At 72.5% G+C, this 20,879-nt stretch carries 20 protein-coding genes and 1 pseudogene; 18 read left to right on the forward strand and 3 right to left on the reverse strand.

What is annotated here, in order from left to right; all coding sequences use genetic code 11:
• Positions 1 to 71: 71 nt before the first annotated feature.
• The 11 genes from pyrG (at position 72) to ABTZ58_RS35185 (ending at position 13,142) form a co-directional block, all read left to right on the forward strand.
• Positions 72 to 1,718, forward strand: coding sequence for a CTP synthase (gene pyrG / locus ABTZ58_RS35135; RefSeq protein WP_351365941.1), 1,647 nt, complete (start codon positions 72 to 74; stop codon positions 1,716 to 1,718).
• 96 nt (positions 1,719 to 1,814) lie between these two features.
• Complete coding sequence (locus ABTZ58_RS35140; RefSeq protein WP_309096547.1) at positions 1,815 to 2,441, forward strand: NUDIX domain-containing protein; 627 nt, start codon at positions 1,815 to 1,817, stop codon at positions 2,439 to 2,441.
• A 262-nt stretch (positions 2,442 to 2,703) separates the two neighbouring features.
• Complete coding sequence (locus ABTZ58_RS35145) at positions 2,704 to 4,743, forward strand: tetratricopeptide repeat protein (RefSeq protein WP_502996181.1); 2,040 nt, start codon at positions 2,704 to 2,706, stop codon at positions 4,741 to 4,743.
• 137 nt (positions 4,744 to 4,880) lie between these two features.
• Complete coding sequence (ald, locus tag ABTZ58_RS35150) at positions 4,881 to 6,005, forward strand: alanine dehydrogenase (RefSeq protein WP_309096549.1); 1,125 nt, start codon at positions 4,881 to 4,883, stop codon at positions 6,003 to 6,005.
• A gap of 425 nt (positions 6,006 to 6,430) precedes the next feature.
• Entirely contained in the window at positions 6,431 to 7,558 is a 1,128-nt protein-coding gene (locus ABTZ58_RS35155) for a ParA family protein (RefSeq protein ID WP_351365949.1), read from the forward strand.
• The gene (locus tag ABTZ58_RS35160; protein ID WP_351365952.1) at positions 7,543 to 8,109 is read left to right on the forward strand and encodes a hypothetical protein; all 567 of its coding nucleotides are present in this window, start codon (positions 7,543 to 7,545) and stop codon (positions 8,107 to 8,109) included. Before ABTZ58_RS35155 ends, ABTZ58_RS35160 begins: the two co-directional genes overlap by 16 nt.
• Before the next feature lie 291 nt (positions 8,110 to 8,400).
• Positions 8,401 to 9,543 carry a segregation and condensation protein A gene (locus ABTZ58_RS35165; protein WP_502996183.1) on the forward strand — a complete coding sequence of 381 codons (1,143 nt, stop codon included), beginning with the start codon at positions 8,401 to 8,403 and terminating at the stop codon, positions 9,541 to 9,543.
• Positions 9,540 to 10,226 carry an SMC-Scp complex subunit ScpB gene (gene scpB, locus ABTZ58_RS35170; RefSeq protein ID WP_309097350.1) on the forward strand — a complete coding sequence of 229 codons (687 nt, stop codon included), beginning with the start codon at positions 9,540 to 9,542 and terminating at the stop codon, positions 10,224 to 10,226. The genes ABTZ58_RS35165 and scpB overlap by 4 nt, the downstream gene beginning before the upstream one ends.
• Positions 10,226 to 11,344: a pseudouridine synthase gene (locus ABTZ58_RS35175; protein ID WP_351365956.1), complete on the forward strand. Its 1,119-nt coding sequence runs from the start codon at positions 10,226 to 10,228 to the stop codon at positions 11,342 to 11,344. Before scpB ends, ABTZ58_RS35175 begins: the two co-directional genes overlap by 1 nt.
• Positions 11,345 to 11,406: 62 nt before the next feature.
• The gene (locus ABTZ58_RS35180; protein ID WP_351365959.1) at positions 11,407 to 12,126 is read left to right on the forward strand and encodes an NUDIX hydrolase; all 720 of its coding nucleotides are present in this window, start codon (positions 11,407 to 11,409) and stop codon (positions 12,124 to 12,126) included.
• Entirely contained in the window at positions 12,123 to 13,142 is a 1,020-nt protein-coding gene (locus tag ABTZ58_RS35185; protein ID WP_351365962.1) for an ADP-ribosylglycohydrolase family protein, read from the forward strand. The genes ABTZ58_RS35180 and ABTZ58_RS35185 overlap by 4 nt, the downstream gene beginning before the upstream one ends.
• A 3-nt stretch (positions 13,143 to 13,145) precedes the next feature.
• Here the strand turns inward: ABTZ58_RS35185 and ABTZ58_RS35190 are convergent, their stop codons facing one another.
• On the reverse strand, positions 13,146 to 13,592 hold the full coding sequence (locus ABTZ58_RS35190; RefSeq protein WP_351365965.1) for a Rieske (2Fe-2S) protein: 447 nt from the start codon (positions 13,590 to 13,592) through the stop codon (positions 13,146 to 13,148).
• Between the two features lie 182 nt (positions 13,593 to 13,774).
• Between ABTZ58_RS35190 and aroH the strand changes: the two genes are divergently transcribed.
• The 5 genes from aroH to der all read left to right on the forward strand — a co-directional run bounded on the left by aroH (position 13,775) and on the right by der (position 18,269).
• Positions 13,775 to 14,137 (forward strand): chorismate mutase, encoded by a 363-nt coding sequence (aroH, locus tag ABTZ58_RS35195; protein WP_309097355.1) that lies wholly within the window; start codon positions 13,775 to 13,777, stop codon positions 14,135 to 14,137.
• On the forward strand, positions 14,134 to 15,219 hold the full coding sequence (locus ABTZ58_RS35200) for a prephenate dehydrogenase (protein WP_351365969.1): 1,086 nt from the start codon (positions 14,134 to 14,136) through the stop codon (positions 15,217 to 15,219). The genes aroH and ABTZ58_RS35200 overlap by 4 nt, the downstream gene beginning before the upstream one ends.
• A 188-nt stretch (positions 15,220 to 15,407) precedes the next feature.
• Positions 15,408 to 16,070, forward strand: coding sequence for a (d)CMP kinase (gene cmk / locus ABTZ58_RS35205; RefSeq protein ID WP_502996182.1), 663 nt, complete (start codon positions 15,408 to 15,410; stop codon positions 16,068 to 16,070).
• A complete protein-coding gene (locus ABTZ58_RS35210; protein ID WP_309097358.1) occupies positions 16,067 to 16,714 on the forward strand; it encodes a lysophospholipid acyltransferase family protein in 648 nt (215 codons plus the stop codon). The genes cmk and ABTZ58_RS35210 overlap by 4 nt, the downstream gene beginning before the upstream one ends.
• A gap of 79 nt (positions 16,715 to 16,793) precedes the next feature.
• On the forward strand, positions 16,794 to 18,269 hold the full coding sequence (gene der, locus ABTZ58_RS35215) for a ribosome biogenesis GTPase Der (RefSeq protein WP_351365976.1): 1,476 nt from the start codon (positions 16,794 to 16,796) through the stop codon (positions 18,267 to 18,269).
• A gap of 62 nt (positions 18,270 to 18,331) precedes the next feature.
• Here the strand turns inward: der and ABTZ58_RS35220 are convergent, their stop codons facing one another.
• Together ABTZ58_RS35220 and ABTZ58_RS35225 are read right to left on the reverse strand one after the other, a co-directional pair.
• Complete coding sequence (locus ABTZ58_RS35220) at positions 18,332 to 18,730, reverse strand: hypothetical protein (protein WP_351365979.1); 399 nt, start codon at positions 18,728 to 18,730, stop codon at positions 18,332 to 18,334.
• Positions 18,731 to 18,816: 86 nt separating this feature from the next.
• Positions 18,817 to 19,599: a DUF8842 C-terminal domain-containing protein gene (locus ABTZ58_RS35225; RefSeq protein WP_351365982.1), complete on the reverse strand. Its 783-nt coding sequence runs from the start codon at positions 19,597 to 19,599 to the stop codon at positions 18,817 to 18,819.
• Positions 19,600 to 20,147: 548 nt separating this feature from the next.
• On the opposite strand from ABTZ58_RS35225, the gene ABTZ58_RS35230 reads away from it, so the two are divergent.
• Complete coding sequence (locus tag ABTZ58_RS35230; RefSeq protein ID WP_351365985.1) at positions 20,148 to 20,762, forward strand: LysM peptidoglycan-binding domain-containing protein; 615 nt, start codon at positions 20,148 to 20,150, stop codon at positions 20,760 to 20,762.
• Positions 20,758 to 20,879 (forward strand): annotated as a pseudogene (locus ABTZ58_RS35235) (DUF5682 family protein); the annotation flags it as partial. The gene ABTZ58_RS35230 and the pseudogene ABTZ58_RS35235, both read left to right, overlap by 5 nt.

The raw sequence follows: 20,879 nt of genomic DNA on the forward strand, positions 1-20,879 counted from the left end.
CCGTGGACCGGTGGGCGTCTGACCCCCGAACCGCACCTCCAGATCGCGACCACGGGAGCCCCCTCTTGGCCATGCCCAATTCCACGACGACCAAGCACATCTTCGTCACCGGGGGTGTCGCCTCCTCGCTCGGCAAGGGCCTCACGGCCTCCAGCCTCGGCATGCTGCTCAAGGCCCGGGGCCTGCGCGTCGTGATGCAGAAGCTCGACCCGTACCTCAACGTCGACCCCGGCACGATGAACCCCTTCCAGCACGGTGAGGTGTTCGTCACCAACGACGGCGCCGAGACCGACCTGGACATCGGCCACTACGAGCGCTTCCTCGACCGCGACCTCGACGGCTCCGCCAACGTGACCACCGGCCAGGTGTACAACACGGTGATCGCCAAGGAGCGGCGCGGCGAGTACCTGGGCGACACCGTGCAGGTCATCCCGCACATCACCAACGAGATCAAGCACCGCATCCGCCGCATGGCGACCGACGAGGTCGACGTCGTGATCACCGAGGTCGGCGGCACGGTCGGCGACATCGAGTCGCTGCCGTTCCTGGAGACCGTCCGCCAGGTCCGGCACGAGGTCGGCCGTGACAACGTCTTCGTCGTCCACATCTCGCTCCTGCCGTACATCGGCCCCTCGGGTGAGCTGAAGACGAAGCCCACCCAGCACTCGGTTGCGGCCCTGCGCAACATCGGTATCCAGCCGGACGCGATCGTGCTGCGCTGCGACCGCGAGGTGCCCACCGCGATCAAGCGGAAGATCTCGCTGATGTGCGACGTCGACGAGGCAGCCGTCGTCGCCTGCCCCGACGCCCGCTCGATCTACGACATCCCCAAGACCGTGCACGGCGAGGGCCTGGACGCCTACGTCGTGCGCAAGCTGGACCTGCCGTTCCGCGACGTCGACTGGACGACCTGGGACGACCTGCTCGACCGCGTCCACAACCCCGACCACGAGATCACCCTCGCCCTGGTCGGCAAGTACATCGACCTGCCCGACGCCTACCTGTCGGTGACCGAGGCGCTGCGCGCCGGCGGCTTCGCCAACCGGGCCCGCGTGAAGATCAAGTGGGTCACCTCCGACGACTGCAAGACCCCGGCCGGCGCCGCGGCCCAGCTCGGCGACGTCGACGGCGTCTGCATCCCCGGCGGCTTCGGCGAGCGCGGCGTGAACGGCAAGGTGGGCGCCATCCGCTACGCCCGCGAGAACAAGGTGCCGCTGCTCGGCCTCTGCCTCGGCCTGCAGTGCATCGTGATCGAGGCCGCGCGGAACCTGGCCGACATCTCCGACGCCAACTCCACCGAGTTCGACCCCGCCACCGGCCACCCGGTCATCTCCACCATGGCCGAGCAGATGGACATCGTCGCCGGTGACGGCGACATGGGCGGCACCATGCGGCTCGGCATGTACCCGGCCAAGCTGGCCGAGGGCTCGATCGTGCGCGAGGTGTACGACGGCAAGGAGTACGTCGAGGAGCGGCACCGGCACCGCTACGAGGTGAACAACGCCTACCGCGCCGAGCTGGAGAAGAGGGCGGGCATCCTGTTCTCGGGCACCTCGCCGGACGGCAAGCTCGTCGAGTACGTCGAGTACCCGCGCGACGTCCACCCCTACCTGGTCGCCACGCAGGCGCACCCGGAGCTGCGCTCGCGCCCGACGCGCCCGCACCCGCTGTTCGCCGGGCTCGTCAAGGCCGCGGTCGAGCGGAAGACTTCGAAGTAACACACCAGTTGTACGGTGGCCGGGGTGCATCCCTTCAAAGGGTGTGCACCCCGGTTTCGTTTCCGCAGGTCGTGTTGGGTACGTGGAAGGACAGGCATGACGATCAAGGACACCCCGGAGGCATGGGAGATCCGGGCGACGGACACGCCCTTCGTGGGCAACAAGACCTCCGTCCGGACCGACGACGTGGTCATGCCCGACGGCACCGTGGTCGGCCGTGACTACCAGGTCCACCCCGGCTCCGTCGCCGTCCTCGCCCTCGACGAGGCCGACCGCGTCCTGGTCCTGCGCCAGTACCGCCACCCCGTGCGCCACAAGCTGTGGGAGATCCCGGCCGGGCTGCTCGACGTACCCGGCGAGAACCCGCTGCACGCCGCGCAGCGCGAGCTGTACGAGGAGGCGCACGTCAAGGCCGAGGACTGGCGGGTGCTGACCGACGTCTACACCACCCCCGGCGGCTGCGACGAGGCCGTGCGGATCTTCCTCGCGCGCGATCTGTCCGAGGCCGAGGGCGAGCGCTTCGCGGTCGCGGAGGAAGAGGCCGACATGGAGCTCGACCGGGTGCCGGTCGAGGATCTGGTCCGGGGCGTGCTGGCCGGCGACCTCCACAACAACTGCCTCGTGGTGGGCGTCCTGTCGCTGGTCGCCGCGCGGGCCGGTGACGGCCTGGACGCGCTGCGCCCGGCGCAGGCCCCGTGGCCGGCGCGGCCCTTCGAGGCGTAGGCGCTCCGCTGGGGGTGCCGCGACGGATGGGTGCCGCGAAGGCCGTCGGCCGGGTGCGGCGGCGGTGTGGCTGGTCGCGCGGCTCCCCGCGCCCCTGAGGAGCGTGGCTCCGACGCCGTCGGTCCTACGATCTGCTGATCCGATCGGGGGATGCGCCCGCCCTGCTCTTCCGGGAACGTCGCAGAGCGTGAACTAGGCTCTGAGCACGCCCGAACCGGAGTCCCGGCGGGCTCGCAGGTGCGGTGGGACGGGAGTGTGGCCCGTGGCGGATCAGGTCGTGGAGACAGCCGACGTGCGGCCGGCCGGGCGCGCCGCCGCGAAGCACCAGTTCCTGGGCCGCACACGGGAGTTGAAGGAACTGCGAGCCGACATCGAGCGCGCCGGACTGGACACCCTCGCGGGCCGCAAGGCACCCCGCGCACGCGTGCTGCTCATCGCCGGCCGCCCCGGCTCGGGCCGCACCGCCCTCGCCGAGGAACTCGTCCGGCAGGTCGCCGACGGCTACCCGGACGGGGTGCTGCGCGCCCGCCTGACCGACCCCGACGGCACCCCGGTACCGGTCGAGCGGGCCGCCCGCGACCTGCTCGCCGCCCTCGACGAGCAGGCCCCGGCCGGGGCCTGCGAGGACGACCTCACCGACGCCCTGCGCACGGCCCTGGCCGAGCGGCGCGTCGTGCTCCTGCTGGATGACGCCGCCGACGCCCAGCAGGTCGACGCGCTGCTGCCCGACACGCCGGACTGCCTGGCCGTCGCGGTCTCCCGGGGCCCGCTCACCGGCATCTCGGACGTCCGCCCCTGCACCCTGGGCGGCCTGGACGCCAAGTCCGGGGTGGAACTGCTCTCCCGGCACACCGGCTCGGTCCGCATCACCGTCGACCCCCGGGCCGCCGAGGGCCTCGCCGAGGAGTGCCAGGGGCAGCCCGCCGCGCTGGTGCTGGCGGGCGGCTGGCTCGCGGCCCGGCCCATGGCGGCCGTCTCCGACCTGGCCAAGCAGCTGCGCGCCGAGGAGCCCGAGGGAACCGCCCTCACCCGGGTCTTCCGGCTCGCCTACGCGGCTCTGCCCGCCACCGCCGCCCGGATGCTGCGCCTGCTCGCCCTCGCCCCGGCCGGCCTGGTCGACCCGCAGGTCGCCTCCGCACTCGCCGGCTGCTCGGTCGGCACCGCCCACACCACCCTCGACGACCTCGTCGCCCTCGGTTTCCTGCACGCGGTCGACTCACCCCTGCCCCAGTACGAGGTGCCCGGCTGCCTCCACGACCAGCTCCGCCTCCTCGCCCGGCACCACGAGCGCCCGGCCGAACTCCAGCTCGCCCGCGCCCGCATGCTGGAGCGGACCGTACGGCTGCTCCAGGCCTGCCGGGCGATCACCGAGACCGACAGCGCCCAGGCGCGCCAGAAGCTCCTCGACCTGCCGCGGGCCCTGCGCTTCCCCACCCCGCGGGCGGCCGCCGAGTGGCTGCGCCTGACCCGGCCCGCGCTGCTCGCCGCGGCCCGGCTCGCGGTCGCCGACGGGGAGCTGGACACCCTGGCCCGGCGGCTGATGTCCCAGCTGGTCCGGGCCATGGTGGCGCACGTCGGGACCCAGGCGGCCGCGCCCGACCTCTACGTCGTGCACAGCCTGGTCCTCGACATCGCCGAGCGCCGCGACCTGCCCCGGGAGAAGGCCGCCGCCCTGCTGAACCTGGGCGACCTCGACGCCCGCACCGGCCGCACGGCCGACGCCCTGGCGCGCTACCGCGCCGCCCTGGACGCCGGACGCGAGGTGAACGACACCTACGCGACCGGCCGCGCGATGGAATCCGTAGGGGGCGCGCACCTGGAGCTCGGCGACTTCGACCGGGCCGCCGACTGGTTCGGGCGGGCCCTGACCGAGCGCCTCGCCCGGGGCGAGCGCGCGGACGCCGCCCGGCTGTACGGGCGCATCGCCGCCGCCCACACCATCGCGGGCCGCTACGGCGAGGCCCTGCGGAACTGGCGCTCGGCGATCGCCGGACACCGCCGATGCGGCGACGTGGCCGCCCAGGCGCGGGCGTTGAGCGAACTGGCCCGGGTCCAGGAGTACGCGGGCCGGCCCGAGGAGTCGCTGCGCACCTGCCGGGAGGCCGTGGAGTGGGCCCGGCGAGCGGAGGACACCCGGCTGCAGGCCGCGCTGCACCTGCGGGTCGCCGACACCCTCGAACACCTCGGTGACCCCGCCTCGGCCGGGCTGCACCGGGGAGCCGCCGAGCGGATCCTCGGCGAAGCAAACCTTGAAACCGAACCCGACGCCTGCGAAATCCGTACCGCATCCGCTGAAGGTTGATGCAATGGAAGGCTAGACAGCGGGAACACCTTCATTAGACTGGCTCTGCCGCACGTTCTCCTGCGGTCTCTCCCGGTGTGCCCGCGCGTGCCCGGGTATGTGTAAGAAGTACCCCCGTACCCTCTGAGCCAAGGACCGTGATCGACGTGAAGGTCGGCATCCCCCGCGAGGTCAAGAACAACGAGTTCCGGGTGGCCATCACCCCCGCCGGCGTGCACGAGCTGGTGCGCCACGGCCACCAGGTCGTCGTCGAGCGTGACGCCGGTGTCGGCTCCTCGATCACGAACGAGGAGTACGTGGCCGCGGGCGCTCGGATCCTGGACACCGCCGACGAGGTCTGGGCCACCGCCGACCTGCTGCTGAAGGTCAAGGAGCCCATCGCCGAGGAGTACCACCGCCTCCGCAAGGACCAGACGCTCTTCACCTACCTGCACCTGGCCGCGTCCAAGGAGTGCACGGACGCCCTGCTGGAGTCCGGTACCACGGCCATCGCCTACGAGACCGTCGAGCTGCCCAGCCGCGCGCTGCCGCTGCTCGCCCCGATGTCCGAGGTCGCGGGCCGGCTGGCCCCGCAGGTCGGCGCCTACCACCTGATGCGCGCCAACGGCGGCCGCGGTGTGCTGCCCGGCGGCGTCCCCGGCGTGCTCGCCGGCCGCGCCGTGGTCATCGGCGGCGGCGTCTCCGGCTGGAACGCCGCGCAGATCGCCATCGGCATGGGCTTCCACGTGACCCTGCTCGACAAGGACATCAACAAGCTCCGCGAGGCCGACAAGATCTTCGGCACGAAGATCCAGACGGTGGTCTCCAACGCCTTCGAGCTGGAGAAGGCCTGCCTGGAGGCCGACCTCGTCATCGGCGCGGTGCTCATCCCCGGCGCCAAGGCCCCGAAGCTGGTCACCAACGAGCTGGTCTCGCGGATGAAGCCCGGCAGTGTCCTTGTCGACATCGCGATCGACCAGGGCGGCTGCTTCGAGGACTCCCGCCCGACCACCCACGCCGAGCCGACCTTCCAGGTCCACGAGTCGGTCTTCTACTGCGTCGCCAACATGCCCGGCGCGGTGCCCAACACCTCCACCTACGCGCTGACCAACGCCACGCTGCCCTACATCGTGGAGCTGGCCAACCACGGCTGGGTGGACGCGCTGCGCCGCGACCCGGCGCTGGCCAAGGGCCTCAACACGCACGACGGCAAGGTCGTTTACCGCGAGGTCGCGGAGGCGCACGGCGTGGAGCACGTCGAGCTGTCCTCGCTGCTCGGCTGAGCCCCCGACCCGCACGCGACGGCCGGTAAGTCGGCTAAGTCATCAACCGGCAAAGGCGATACGTCAACACGTGTCGTCAACGCCGCGCACCAGGCCGGACCTTGCCCGACAAGGTCCGGCCGGATGTGTGTATGGTCACTTCGCGATTCTCGGGCAACTCGCCTCGAACGTAACCCTTCAACCGATTCGCACACCGGTGAAACCTGCCGTGCGACGGCCGTACGCCCTTGACAGCGGGATGTTTCATTGCCGACACATCGGGCCGGGTCCGGCGGATTGTGTTGCTGCGGACGCCCGACACGCCATAGAGTCGCCAACCGTCGGCATGGTGCCACGCTGACCTGTCTAGAAGTTTCCTGGTCACCAAGGAGGTAAGACGACTTGTGAATGAGTCGACATTTTCTCCCGGGGGTGGTCAACCAGGAATGCCTGCACGGGGCCAGGGGCCCGCGGGGTTCGAGGCTGTCGGCTCCGTCGCTGTGCGCACCTTCGCAGCCCACCAGAGTCAGCAGGCGACTCACACAGCACACCAGAAGATGGATGGCCATCACGTGAACGCCATGGCCGGCGACGGAAGTGGCGCGCCCCACAACCACTTCGCCGACTACGACGAACTGCCCGAGGGGCACTTCTACGACCCCGACGCGGAGTACGAGCCCGATCCCGAGTACGCGGCCACTCTCGCGCCCGACGCGGCCAGACAGCGCCGGGAGCGCATCGGCCCGACCGGGCGCCCGCTGCCGTACTTCCCGATCCCGGGCCCGCTGACCGACCACGGACCCGCGAAGATCATCGCGATGTGCAACCAGAAGGGCGGCGTCGGCAAGACCACGTCGACCATCAACCTGGGTGCCGCGCTCGCGGAGTACGGACGCCGTGTCCTGCTCGTGGACTTCGACCCGCAGGGCGCGCTGTCGGTCGGACTCGGCGTCAATCCGATGGAGCTCGACCTCACCGTCTACAACCTGCTGATGGAGCGGGGGATGGCAGCCGACGAGGTGCTGCTGAAGACGGCGGTCCCCAACATGGACCTGCTGCCCAGCAACATCGACCTGTCGGCGGCCGAGGTCCAGCTCGTCTCCGAGGTCGCCCGCGAGTCGACGCTGCAGCGTGCCCTCAAGCCGCTGCTGGACGACTACGACTTCATCGTCATCGACTGCCAGCCCTCGCTCGGCCTGCTCACGGTCAACGCCCTGACGGCCGCGCACAAGGTGATCGTGCCGCTGGAGTGCGAGTTCTTCGCCCTCCGAGGCGTGGCCCTGCTGACGGAGACCATCGAGAAGGTCCAGGAGCGGCTCAACCCCGACCTGGAGCTCGACGGGATCCTCGCCACGATGTACGACTCGCGCACGGTGCACAGCCGTGAGGTGCTCGCGCGTGTCGTCGAGGCGTTCGACGACCACGTCTACCACACGGTCATCGGGCGCACGGTCCGCTTCCCGGAGACCACGGTCGCCGGTGAGCCGATCACCACGTACGCCTCCAACTCCGTCGGTGCCGCCGCCTATCGCCAGCTCGCCAGGGAGGTGCTCGCCCGGTGTCACGCCGAGTGAGTCTGCCGGGGGCCGACGAACTCTTCCGTACGACTGGAGGGATGGGGCTGCAGTCGTCCACGCCCCGGCGCAACGCCAACGGCGACGCCCGGGTGCCCGCTCCGGCGGGTGAGGGCGACGCGGCGGCAGCGGCCGCGGAGGACGCACCGCAGTCGGTGCCCGCGCAGGGCGGTGACGGCGAGGGCGCGGAGCACGTCGCGGCGGACGCGGATCGGGCCGAGGCCGGGGAGTCCCGCAGCCGCTCCGGCCGCCGGACGGCGGCGCAGGACGGTTCTGCCGCCGCCGGTGCCGCGGCGGCTGCGCCCCGCAAGCGCGGGCGGGCCGCGGCGCGCCGTCCCAGCGGCCGGGAGCGGCACGACGAGAAGATCACGGTGTACGTGTCGGCCGAGGAGCTCATGGACCTGGAGCACGCCCGTCTCGTGCTCCGCGGTGAGCACGGCCTGGCCGTCGACCGCGGGCGCATCGTCCGCGAGGCGGTCGCCGTGGTCCTCGCCGACCTGGAGACCCGCGGGGACGCCAGCATCCTCGTACGACGACTGCGCGGGCGGTAGCGGTAGCCTGCGGGGGCCATGACCTCGAACGCTTCCCCGCCACCCGCCGCCGGCCCGGTCGGCCGCCGGCGTGCGCTGGGGAAGGGGCCGGGGGTTTCGCAGGCCGAGCCGGCGGGACCTGCCGAGGCGCCCGCCGAACAGGTGGCGGTGGAGCCGGGGCCCGGTGCTCCGGCCGGGCGGACGGACGCGGCCGGTGACCCGCGCGAGGACACCGCCGAGCAGCCGCACGTGCCGTCCGGCAGGCCCGGGGCCGCCGGGCCGTCCGCACCGGCCGGGGCACCGCCCGCAGGTGTGGAGCGACAGGCCGCGGCCGGTCCGGCGACGGCGGTCGCACCGGCCCACCCGGATCGTGCGGCCGGGCCCTCCGCTGCCGGGGTGGGCCCCGAGGGCGTGTCCCCGGAGGCGGACGACGCGTCCGGCGTGGAAACCGGCCGCCCGGGGCGCGGGCGTCCCGCTACGGGGACAGCGGCTGCGGCAGACGCCGTCACCCCGTCCTTCCCCCCGGGCGCCCGGGGGGAGACTCCCGCGTCCGCCCTGGGGGCTTCTCTGCCGGTTTCGGGCGAAGCCGGCGCGCGGGCTTCACAGGACCGGGCCGGGCCGGGAGACGCCGCGGTGCCCTCCGGCGACGGTGTCTTCAAGGTCCGGCTCGCCAACTTCGAGGGGCCCTTCGATCTGCTGCTGCAGTTGATCTCCCGGCACAAGCTGGACGTCACCGAGGTCGCGCTGTCGAAGGTGACCGACGAGTTCATGGCGTACATCCGGGCCCTCGGGCCGGACTGGGACCTGGACGAGACGACCGAGTTCCTCGTGGTCGCGGCCACGCTGCTCGACCTGAAGGCGGCCCGGCTGCTGCCCGCCGCCGAGGTGGAGGACGAGGCCGACCTGGCGCTGCTGGAGGCCCGGGACCTGCTGTTCGCGCGGCTGCTGCAGTACCGCGCGTACAAGCAGGTAGCCGACATCTTCAGCGGGCGGCTCGACGACGAGGCCCGGCGCTACCCCCGCACCGTCGGGCTGGAGCCGCACCACGCCGAGCTGCTGCCCGAGGTCGTCATCAGCATCGGGGCGGAGGGGTTCGCCCGGCTCGCCGTGAAGGCGATGCAGCCCAGGCCCAAGCCGCAGGTGTACGTCGACCACATCCACGCCCCGCTGGTCAGCGTGCAGGAACAGGCGGGGATCGTGGTGGCGAGGCTCCGGGAGCTCGGCGAGGCCAGTTTCCGCACGCTCGTGGCGGACACCGACGACACCCTGACCGTCGTCGCGCGGTTCCTCGCCCTGCTGGAGCTGTACCGCGAGAAGGCCGTGGCGCTGGAGCAGGAGACCGCGCTCGGGGACCTGCTCGTGCGGTGGACCGGCGGGGACGGGGACGAGACACCGACCGTCACCGACGAGTTCGACCGGCCGCCCGAGCCGCCGAAGGAGGAGAAGAAGGCGTGAGCCGACAAGCCACCGAGACCCCGGCCGGGCCGCGCGACGTCGCCGCCCTCGACCTCAAGCCCGCCCTGGAGGCCGTCCTCATGGTCGTGGACGAACCCGCGACCGAGGAGCACCTGGCGAAGATCCTGGAGCGGCCCCGGCGCCAGATCGCCGACGCGCTGCGCGAGCTGGCCGACGAGTACACGCTCCAGGGCCGCGGCTTCGAGCTGCGGTTCGTCGCGAACGGCTGGCGGTTCTACACCCGCGCCGCCTACGCGCCCGCCGTCGAGCGCTTCGTGCTGGACGGCCAGCAGGCCCGCCTCACCCAGGCCGCGCTGGAGACCCTGGCCGTCGTCGCCTACCGCCAGCCGGTCAGCCGCAGCCGCGTCTCGGCCGTACGCGGAGTGAACTGCGACGGCGTCATGCGCACCCTCCTGCAGCGCGGTCTGATAGAGGAGGCGGGCACGGAACCCGAAACAGGTGCGATCCTGTACAGGACGACGAACTACTTCCTGGAGCGGATGGGCCTGCGCGGTCTGGACGAGCTCCCGGAGCTCGCGCCCTTCCTCCCGGAGGCGGAGGCGATCGAGGCCGAGACCCAGGAGGGCGTACCGTCGTTCGACCCGGACGCGCCCGACGACGACGCGCCGGGCCGCCCGGTGAGCCCGGGGACCCACGACGAAGACGACCAGACGGAACTTTGATGCGAAGCAGCAGCGGCAGGAACAGCAGCGGAAACAACGGCGGGAGCCGTGGTGGCAACAGCGGCGGCCGCGGCGGGAGTGGTGGTGGTCGCGGGAACTTCCGCGGCGCCGGCAACAACCGCGACGACAAGCAGGGCAGTGGCCGTCCGAAGAAGCCGCGCCCGGAGGAGCGCCGCTACGACGTGGGCCCCGGGGCGACCAAGGACGGCCCCAAGGCCGGACGTGGCGGCGCGGCCCGCGGCGGCGCCAAGGGCGGGCCCAGGCAGCCCCAGCGGCCGGGCCGCACGGCCCCGGCGCGCCCCCGTGAGTACGAGGCGCAGATCGAGGAGCGCAACCGCGACCGGTACGCCGGCAAGAAGGAGGTCAAGCTCCCCAAGACCTTCCCCGGCGCCGAGCAGGAGGGCGAGCGGCTGCAGAAGGTCCTCGCCCGTGCGGGCTTCGGCTCCCGGCGCGCCTGCGAGGAACTGATCGACGCGGCGAGGGTCGAGGTCAACGGCGAGATCGTCCTGGAGCAGGGCAAGCGGGTCGACCCCGAGAAGGACGAGATCAAGGTCGACGGGCTGACCGTCGCCACCCAGCGCTACCAGTTCTTCTCGCTGAACAAGCCCGCCGGGGTCGTGTCGACGATGGAGGACCCGGAGGGCCGGCAGTGCCTCGGGGACTACGTCACCAACCGTGAGACCCGTCTCTTCCACGTGGGCCGGCTCGACACCGAGACCGAGGGCGTCATCCTGCTCACCAACCACGGCGAGCTGGCGCACCGGCTGACCCACCCGAAGTACGGCGTGAAGAAGACCTACCTCGCGCACATCGTCGGCCCCATCCCGCGCGACCTGGGCAAGCGGCTCAAGGACGGCATCCAGCTGGAGGACGGCTACGCCCGCGCGGACCACTTCCGGGTCGTCGAGCAGACCGGCAAGAACTACCTGGTCGAGGTGACGCTGCACGAGGGCCGCAAGCACATCGTGCGCCGGATGCTGGCCGAGGCCGGCTTCCCGGTCGACAAGCTGGTCCGGGTCGCGTTCGGGCCGATCACCCTCGGCGACCAGAAGTCGGGCTGGCTGCGGCGGCTGTCCAACACCGAGGTCGGCATGCTGATGCAGGAAGTCGACCTCTAGACCTTGTGACGGGCCCCCACCCCCTTTTATAGTCGTGCTGACTATTAAAGGGGGTGTTCGTCATGGACGGCTACGACAAGTACGCCCACGAGCCCTTCGCCGTCACCGTCGACCTCGCCGTGTTCACCCTCCGGGAGGGCGCCCTGCACGTGCTGCTCGTCGAGCGCGGCCAGGAGCCGTACGCCGGGCACCGGGCCCTGCCCGGCGGGTTCGTGCAGCCGGACGAGTCCGCGGAGACGGCCGCCCGGCGGGAACTCGCCGAGGAGACGGGCCTGTCGGACGTCTCGGGGCTGCATCTGGAACAGGTGCGGACGTACAGCGAGCCCGGCCGCGACCCCCGGATGCGGGTCGTGTCCGTCGCCTTCGCCGCGCTGCTGCCCGACGCGCCCGAGGCGCACGGCGGCAGCGACGCGGCGCGCGCCGACTGGCTGCCGTACGGCACGCCGGGGCCGCTCGCCTTCGACCACGACCGCATCCTGGCCGACGCCCACGAGCGCGTCGGCGCCAAGCTGGAGTACACCCGCCTCGCCACCGCCTTCTGCCCGCCCGAGTTCACCCTCGGCGAGCTCCAGCAGGTCTACGAGGCGGTGTGGGGCACCCCGCTCGACCGGCCCAACTTCCGGCGCAAGGTCCTCGCCACCCCCGGCTTCGTCGAACCCGTCCCCGGTGCCGCGCGGCTGACCGGCGGCCGGGGCAAGCCCGCCGCGCTGTACCGCGCCGGCACCGCCACCACGCTCCACCCGCCGCTGCTGAGGCCGACCCCGGAAGGACGCCCCGCATGACCACACTCGTCCACAAGCAGGCCGCCACCGGGGCGCTCACGGGTCTCGCCCTGGGGGACGCGCTGGGCTTCCCGACCGAGTTCAACGACGTCCCCTCGATCCTCGCCAAGTGCGGGCCGTGGCGGCAGATGGAGCTGCCGAGACCGGCGATCGTCACCGACGACACCCAGATGACGCTGGCACTGGGACGGGGCCTGCGGGCCGCGATGGACCGCGGCGTGCTCGAACCCCGGGGCATGGCCGCGGCCGTGCGGCAGGAGTTCATCGCCTGGAACCGCTCCCCGGAGAACAACCGCGCCCCCGGCAACACCTGCCTGCGCGCCTGCGCCCTCCTGGAGCACACGGACCGCCCCTGGCAGGACGCCAGTCAGATCCACTCCAAGGGCTGCGGTGCCGACATGCGCGTCGCGCCCCTGGGCCTGATACCCGGGCTGAGCGACGAACAGCGCGCGGGAGCCGCCCAGTTGCAGGCCGCCCTCACCCACGGGCACCCGACCGCCCTGGCCGCCTCCGACCTCACCGCCCACGCCGTACGCCTGCTCGCGCGGGGCGCCGAACCGACCGGGCTGGTCGGACTGCTGCGGTCGTACGCCCTGGAGAACCGCAGCCGCTACCACGAGCGCTGGCTGGGCGACCTGTGGAGGCGGGCCCGGGACGCGAGCGCCGAGCAGTTCATCGCGCGCGGCTGGGACGAGTGCCTGGCGATCCTCGACCGGCTCCGGCACGCCGTGCGGACCGCGTCGCCGGAGACCGACCCCTGCCTGGCCACCGGGGAGGGCTGGATCGCCGAAGAGGCGCTGGCGACCGGGCTGCTGTGCTTCCTGCTCTTCGTCGACGAGCCGCTCACCGCCCTGCGCCGGGCCGCCTGCACCGCCGGCGACTCGGACTCGATCGCCTGCCTCACCGGCGCCTTCGCCGGCGCGTACCTGGGCGCGGAGGCCTGGCCGGCCGAGTGGGCCGACCGCGTCGAGTACCGGACCGATCTGCTGACCCTCGGGGCGCTCTGGGATTCCTGACCGTCACGCCAGGCGCACGGAGCCGCCCTCCACGGTGATCTTCTCGGCGGGCAGGGGGCTCGTCGCCGGGCCGTTGGCCACGGACCCGTCCGCGACGCGGAACCTGCTGCCGTGGCACGGGCAGTTGATCGTGCCGTCGGAGACCGACCCCAGCAGGCAGCGCTGGTGCGTGCAGATCGCCGAGAAGGCCTCGAACCGCCCCTGCTCCGGCTGGGTCACCACGACCTGCTCGTCCTTGAAGATCTTGCCGCCGCCGACCGGGATCTCGCCGGTGGAGGCCAGCTCCTTGCCCTGGCCCGCGGAGGCGCTCGTGGCGTCCCGGCCGGTGGGGGAGTCCGCCGGCGATGAGCCGTTGTCGTCGCCGCCCCCGCCGCAGGCCGCGACGAGTGCCACCGCGCCCGTCGCGCCCGTGGCGAGGAGGACCGTGCGGCGCGTGGTCTCGTGGGTCATGTCGTCACTCCGAAGGTGCCGTAGGGAAGGAGAAAAGGGACTTCGCTGAATGTTGACTCCGAAAATACCCAACAAGCGGCAATCCTGGCGTCTCACCGGGCGGGCGCCGCGTACCCGGGCCGCGCGGGCTGACTAGGCTGGACGGACGCAGAGCGACACGCACGTCAGCAAGGAGCATCGCCGTGGCGGTACGAGCGGTCCGGGGCGCCGTCCAACTGGAGCGGGACGAGGCCGGGCACATGGACGAGCAGGTCGGCGCCCTGCTCTCGGCCATCCTGGAGCGCAACGGCCTCGTCGCCGACGACCTGATCAGCATCTGGTTCACGGCCACGCCCGACCTGCGCAGCGACTTCCCGGCGGCCGCCGCCCGCAAGCTGGGCATCGTCGACGTACCCCTGATCTGCGCCCAGGAGCTGGACATCGAGGGCGCCATGCCGCGTGTCGTCCGGGTCCTCGCACACATCGAGTCCGACCGGCCCCGCGCCGAGATCGCCCACGTCTACCTCGGCGCCGCGGCCGCCCTGCGCAAGGACATCGCCCAGTGAGAACCGCACTCGTCATCGGCACCGGCCTCATCGGCACGTCCGCCGCCCTCGCCCTGTCCCAGCGGGGCGTCACCGTGCACCTCGCCGACCCCGACCCGGAGCAGGCCCGTACGGCGGCCGCGCTGGGCGCCGGGACGGACGAGGCGCCGGACGGACCCGTCGACCTGGCCATCGTCGCCGCCCCGCCCGCGTACGTGGCCGGCGTGCTCGCCGACGCCATGGGCCGCGGTGCGGCGCGCGGCTACCTCGACGTGGCCAGCGTCAAGGGCGGGCCGCGCCGCGAGCTGGAGGCGCGCGGCCTCGACCTGGCCGCCTACATCGGCACGCACCCCATGTCGGGCCGGGAGAAGTCCGGCCCGCTCGCCGCGACCGGGGACCTGTTCGAAGGCCGCCCCTGGGTGCTCACCCCGACCCGGGACACCGACACCGAGGTGCTGAACCTCGCCCTGGAACTGGTCTCGCACTGCCGTGCCGTGCCCGTGGTGATGGACGCCGACGCCCACGACCGGGCCGTCGCACTCGTCTCCCACATGCCCCACCTGGTCTCCAGCCTGGTCGCCGCGCGGCTGGAGCACGCCGAGGAGGCCGCCGTACGGCTGTGCGGGCAGGGCATCCGGGACGTGACGAGGATCGCCGCCTCCGACCCCCGCATGTGGATCGACATCCTCTCCGCCAACCCCGGGCCGGTCGCCGACCTGCTCACGGACGTCGCCGCGGACCTGGAGGAGACCGTGCGGGCGCTGCGGGCGCTGCAGTCGTCCGACGACCACAAGCGGCGCGAGGGGGCGGACGGGATCGAGGACGTGCTGCGGCGCGGCAACGCGGGGCAGGTCCGCGTCCCCGGCAAGCACGGGTCCGCTCCGCGGGTCTACGAGGTCGTGGCCGTGCTCATCGACGACCAGCCGGGGCAGCTGGCCCGTATCTTCGCGGACGCGGGGATGGCCGGGGTCAACATCGAGGACGTGCGGATCGAGCACGCGACGGGTCAGCAGGCCGGACTCGTGCAGTTGATGGTGGAGCCGAAGGCCGCGCCCGTGCTGTCCGCCGCCCTGCGGGAGCGGGGCTGGGCGATCCGGCAGTAGCCCGCGGGGCGCCGCCGGTGCGGGCCGGCCGCCGGACCGGGGCGGGCGTGCGCCGTCGGCCGGGTACCGCCGGCGCCGACGCGCGGCCGGACGAGTGACCCGCACCCAGTAACCTTGTGCGGGGCAGTCGCGCCCTCACCCCGCCAGCCCGGTTCAGGAAGGTCCCCACAGTGGAAAGCGCCACGCCAGTGATTGTCGCCATCGACGGCCCCGCCGGCACCGGCAAGTCGAGCACGTCGAAGGCCGTGGCGGCCCAGCTCGGGCTGAGCTATCTGGACACCGGCGCCCAGTACCGGGCGATCACCTGGTGGATGGTGAACAACGGCATCGACATCGACGACCCGTCGGCCGTCGCCGCCGCCGCGGGCAAGCCCGAGATCGTCTCCGGCACCGACCCGGAGGCACCGACGATCACAGTCGACGGCGTGGACGTGGCCGGACCGATCCGCACCCAGGAGGTCTCCTCCAAGGTCAGCGCGGTCAGCGCGGTGCCCGAGGTGCGGGCCCGGATCACCGAGCTGCAGCGCTCCATCGCGGCCTCCGCGGCGAACGGCATCGTCGTCGAGGGCCGCGACATCGGCACGACCGTGCTGCCGGACGCCGACCTGAAGATCTTCCTCACCGCCTCCGCGGAGGCCCGTGCCGCCCGCCGCAGCGGTGAGCTGAAGGACGCCGACGTGCAGTCCACGCGCGAGGCCCTGATCAAGCGCGACGCCGCCGACTCCAGCCGCAAGACCTCCCCGCTCGCCAAGGCGGACGACGCCGTCGAGGTGGACACCACCGAGCTCACGCTGGCCCAGGTCATCGAGTGCGTCGTCACCCTCGTCGAGGAGAAGCGGGCCGGGAAGTGACCGAGCTGCCTTCGGTGCGGGGCGCCGAGGTCGGGCGGCGCATCGGCGTCGGCCTGATGTACGGCCTGTGGAAGCCGCGCGTGCTCGGCGCCTGGAAGGTGCCCGCGACCGGCCCGGTGATCCTCGCGGTCAACCACGCGCACAACATCGACGGCCCGATGGTCATGGGCGTGGCTCCCCGGCCGACGCACTTCCTGATCAAGAAGGAGGCGTTCGTCGGCCCGCTCGACCCGTTCCTGACCGGCATCGGCCAGCTGAAGGTGGACCGCGACACCACCGACCGCACGGCGATCACCCGCGCGCTCGGTGTCCTGGACAACGGCGGCGTGCTCGGCATCTTCCCGGAGGGCACCCGGGGCGAGGGCGACTTCGCCTCGCTGCGCGCCGGGCTCGCCTACTTCGCGGTGCGCAGCGGTGCCCCGATCGTGCCGGTCGCCGTGCTGGGAAGTTCCGAGCGCCCCGGACGGTTGATAAAGGCGCTGCCCCCGCTGCGCTCGCGCGTGGACGTCGTCTTCGGCGAGCCCTTCGAAGCCGGCGACGGCAGCGGCCGCCGCACGCGCAAGGCACTCGACGAGGCGACCGGCCGCATACAGAAGCAGCTGGCCGCCCACCTGGAAAACGCCAGGCGCCTCACCAGGCGCTAGGCGACACTGAGTAGTGGATCAGCCCGCACACGGCGGGCGATCCACCGACCACCACGATGAACGACGAGGTACGCACTTCATGAACGACCACATCCAGCCCGAGGGCGCGCAGGAGCACGACCACGGGGCACTCGGCGACGCCGAGTACGCGGAGTTCATGGAGCTCGCCGCGGAGGAGGGCTTCGACCTCGAGGACGTCGAGGGCGCGATCGAGGCGGCGGGCCACGGTCCGCTGCCCGTGCTCGCCGTCGTCGGCCGCCCCAATGTCGGCAAGTCGACCCTGGTCAACCGCATCATCGGGCGCCGCGAGGCCGTCGTCGAGGACAAGCCAGGCGTCACCCGCGACCGTGTCACCTACGAGGCCGAGTGGGCGGGCCGACGCTTCAAGGTCGTCGACACCGGCGGCTGGGAGCAGGACGTCCTCGGCATCGACGCCTCCGTGGCCGCCCAGGCCGAGTACGCGATCGAGGCCGCAGACGCCGTCGTGTTCGTCGTGGACGCCAAGGTCGGCGCCACGGACACCGACGAGGCCGTCGTACGGCTGCTGCGCAAGGCCGGCAAGCCGGTCGTGCTGTGCGCCAACAAGGTGGACGGCCCGAGCGGCGAGGCCGACGCGGCGTACCTGTGGGCGCTGGGCCTGGGCGAGCCCTACCCGGTCTCCGCGCTGCACGGCCGTGGTACGGGCGACATGCTCGACCAGGTGCTGGAGGTGCTGCCCGAGGCGCCCCGCGAGACCTTCGGCGCCGGCGGCATCGGCGGCCCGCGCCGCATCGCCCTGATCGGCCGCCCCAACGTCGGCAAGTCCTCCCTGCTGAACAAGGTGGCGGGCGAGGAGCGCGTCGTCGTCAACGAGCTGGCGGGCACCACCCGCGACCCGGTCGACGAGCTGATCGAACTGGGCGGCGTCACCTGGAAGTTCGTCGACACCGCCGGCATCCGCAAGCGGGTGCACCTCCAGCAGGGCGCCGACTACTACGCCTCGCTGCGCACCGCCGCGGCCGTCGAGAAGGCGGAGGTCGCCGTCATCCTGATCGACGCCTCCGAGTCCATCTCGGTTCAGGACCAGCGCATCGTCACCATGGCCGTCGAGGCGGGCCGCGCGGTCGTCCTGGCGTTCAACAAGTGGGACACCCTCGACGAGGAGCGCCGCTACTACCTGGAGCGGGAGATCGAGACCGAGCTCGGCCAGGTCGCCTGGGCGCCGCGCGTGAACGTCTCGGCGCGCACCGGCAGGCACATGGAGAAGCTGGTCCCGGCGATCGAGACGGCCCTGGCGGGCTGGGAGACCCGGGTGCCGACGGGCCGGCTGAACGCCTTCCTCGGCGAGCTGGTCGCCGCCCACCCGCACCCGATCCGGGGCGGCAAGCAGCCGCGCATCCTGTTCGGCACGCAGGCGGGCACCAAGCCGCCGCGGTTCGTGTTCTTCGCCTCCGGCTTCATCGAGGCGGGCTACCGGCGCTTCATCGAGCGCCGCCTGCGCGAGGAGTTCGGCTTCGAGGGGACGCCGATCCACATCTCGGTGCGGGTGCGCGAGAAGCGCGGCAAGAAGAAGTAACGCGACACATCAGTGAGGGGCGGCTCCGACGGGGCCGCCCCTCACTGATGTCCGGTGCTCGCTCAGACGCCGCTGCGCCGGCCCGGCGGCAACGCGGCCGGCACATGGCGCATCTGCGTGCCGTGCGTGCCGTGCGTGCCGATGGTCCCGACGCGCTGCCACTGCGGCTGCTGACCGGCGGCGTGCCGGGCGCTCTGGGCGCCCGCGCTGTAGGCACTGTACGAGCTGCCGCGTGAGCTGCTGTGCGAGCCCGTACTGTGCGAAATGTTCCCGAAGGCGGTGAAGCCCAGCTTCTCCTCGCCACTGCGGTCGCCGGGCAGCGCGCGGAAGGACCTGACGTACTCGGCGTAGAGCGCGTCGTAGATCGGCGTGGCCGATGGGCCGCCCTGGGAGTCCTGAGCCGACCGCGCGGAGGGGATCGACGAGAAGGACTGGCGGCGGGGAACCTCGTATGCGTGCACGTATGTCCAAACGACCTCGCGGGTCAAGGGATGCGGCCCCGGTTACGGCTTTCGCAGGGTTTCGGCCCGCGCGGGTGACGCCCGGCTCAGGTGCCGGCCAGCGGCAGGGCCGCGGCGACCAGCTCGCCGTTGGCCGCCGCCTTGTCCAGGGCGTCCCGCAGCAGGTCCTCGCGCGGCTGGCGGCCGATCGAGCCGACGGGCGCGGCGAACATCAGCACCTGCTGGTGCTTGTTGGCGGCCGCCCGCCAGGCGTCGGTGACCTGCAGCGGCTGGTGCGCCTGCCACCAGGCCACCGGCTGGCCGCCGTTGCCGCCCGGCTGGAGCACCGCGTGCAGCTGCCCCACCGCGAGCAGCACCGACCAGCCGTGCAGCACCGGCGGTACGGCCGACAGCTCGGTCAGCGGCATGAAGCCCTGCTCGATCAGCAGCGGCAAGAAGTCGTCGCCGGAGCCGGTCGTCCCGGGCCGGGCGATGGGCACGGTCGGCTCCACCACCAGGGCCGGGTGCAACTCGCCGCCGATCAGGACGAGTCCACTGGTCACGCCGAGCACCGCCTGCTCGGGAACCACCTTGTCGGGCTCCAGGTCGACGGTGTCGCCGGTGATGGACTTCACGGCACCCCGGAGCTGCTCCTCGGTGACCTGGACGACCTGCGAGGGCAGGCAGCCGGCGTGGGCGAAGGCGAGGACGGCGGTCTCGTCCCCGACGAACAGGACGGTGCTGGTGCGTTCCTGTCCGGAGTCGCCCGGGGTGCGGCAGGACGTGCAGTCGTAACTGCCCGGGGCGGTCTCTCCGGCGAGCAGGCGGTCGGCTTCTTCGTCGCCGATCTCGGCGCGTACCTCGTCGCTGACGTCGAGCATGCGCGGCACGGGTGGCTCCCTCGGGGATGCGGTGCGTGGCGAGGCCGGGTGGCTCCCGGTCCGTGGTCCGGGTCGGCCCCGGCTCATGAAGAAGACAACGGGCGATCTGTGGCGGGAGTCACGCCCTGGAGCGAACGGAATCGAACCAACCGGCGCGCAGGGTCACCTTCCGCGCGGAACCGCGCACTCATCGTCAACTCGGTTCGGCGCAAGGGGTGTTGGAATGGTGAACTAGGTCACACGCTTTCGCGTGGATGGGTCGAAAAATCCGGAAATCCACGAATGAAGTGGGTGTCCGGAAATCGCCGTTACCCGGGGTATCGGTGAACTGGCCTGCCGCAACGGACGACCGGTTGCTGCCGGGCCGCCGACGTCCCTAGATTCCTCGGCCGTGTGCATCGAGCACCGCTCGGGTACGTCCGCCGGCCGCACGGCTCCCTCGGGAACCGCGCACAGCGCCACCACCGGCGGGCGGGGCGGGCGCGACCCCCACACCCCATGGTGCGGGGCGTGGCGTGCCGCCCTGGGGGACCCCGAGTGCGTCGAGAGGGAACTACATGTCCGAATGTGCCCATAGCGCTCGCGACAACGCCCGCGGGAACCAGGTGCGTGCGACGGCGGTCCTCGCCGGGGCGGCACTGCTCGCGCCCCTGGGACTGCTGGCCGCGACCGGGAACGCCACGGCGGCCGACAGCGGAGTGTGGGACCGCATCGCCCAGTGCGAGAGCGGCGGCAACTGGCACATCAACACCGGCAACGGCTACTACGGCGGACTCCAGTTCGCCCCCTCCACCTGGCGCGCCTACGGCGGCACGGCCTACGCGGCCACCGCCGACCAGGCGAGCAGGTCGCAGCAGATCGCCGTCGCCACCAAGGTCCAGCGGTCCCAGGGGTGGGGCGCCTGGCCCGTCTGCTCGGCACGCGCCGGGGCGAGCGCCGGCCCGGTGAGCACCCGGTCCGCACCGGAGAAGCCCGCGAAGGCGCCGGCACGTCAAACGGGCCACCCGGACCGCGGCGCGAACCGCGGCGACTACACCGTCCGCGCGGGCGACACGCTGAGCGCCGTGGCCGCCCGGCACGGGACCACCTGGCAGCGCCTCTACGCCACCAACAAGGCCGTCATCGGCGGTGATCCCGACGTGATCGTGCCCGGCCTGCGCCTCGACGTCTGAGCCGCTGCTCCCCCTCGCCGGGACCGCCGACGAGGAGATGCGGCCGCCGGTCGCCCTGCTCGCCCACGCCGTGGACGAACCCGGCCGCTCGGCGTTCTGGCCGCTGGCCGAGTTCTC

Origin of the sequence: Streptomyces sp. NPDC094143 (assembly GCF_040303825.1) — a bacterium.
Taxonomy (GTDB): domain Bacteria; phylum Actinomycetota; class Actinomycetes; order Streptomycetales; family Streptomycetaceae; genus Streptomyces.

Excerpts from the sequence above, each read along its gene's own strand:
- pyrG (WP_351365941.1), top strand. The coding sequence starts at position 72 with ATGCCCAATTCCACGACGACCAAGCACATCTTCGTCACCGGGGGTGTC.
- ABTZ58_RS35140 (WP_309096547.1), top strand. The coding sequence starts at position 1,815 with ATGACGATCAAGGACACCCCGGAGGCATGGGAGATCCGGGCGACGGAC.
- ABTZ58_RS35155 (WP_351365949.1), top strand. The coding sequence starts at position 6,431 with ATGCCTGCACGGGGCCAGGGGCCCGCGGGGTTCGAGGCTGTCGGCTCC.
- ABTZ58_RS35175 (WP_351365956.1), top strand. The coding sequence starts at position 10,226 with ATGCGAAGCAGCAGCGGCAGGAACAGCAGCGGAAACAACGGCGGGAGC.
- ABTZ58_RS35180 (WP_351365959.1), top strand. The coding sequence starts at position 11,407 with ATGGACGGCTACGACAAGTACGCCCACGAGCCCTTCGCCGTCACCGTC.
- ABTZ58_RS35185 (WP_351365962.1), top strand. The coding sequence starts at position 12,123 with ATGACCACACTCGTCCACAAGCAGGCCGCCACCGGGGCGCTCACGGGT.
- ABTZ58_RS35190 (WP_351365965.1), bottom strand. The coding sequence starts at position 13,592 with ATGACCCACGAGACCACGCGCCGCACGGTCCTCCTCGCCACGGGCGCG.
- der (WP_351365976.1), top strand. The coding sequence starts at position 16,794 with ATGAACGACCACATCCAGCCCGAGGGCGCGCAGGAGCACGACCACGGG.
- ABTZ58_RS35230 (WP_351365985.1), top strand. The coding sequence starts at position 20,148 with ATGTCCGAATGTGCCCATAGCGCTCGCGACAACGCCCGCGGGAACCAG.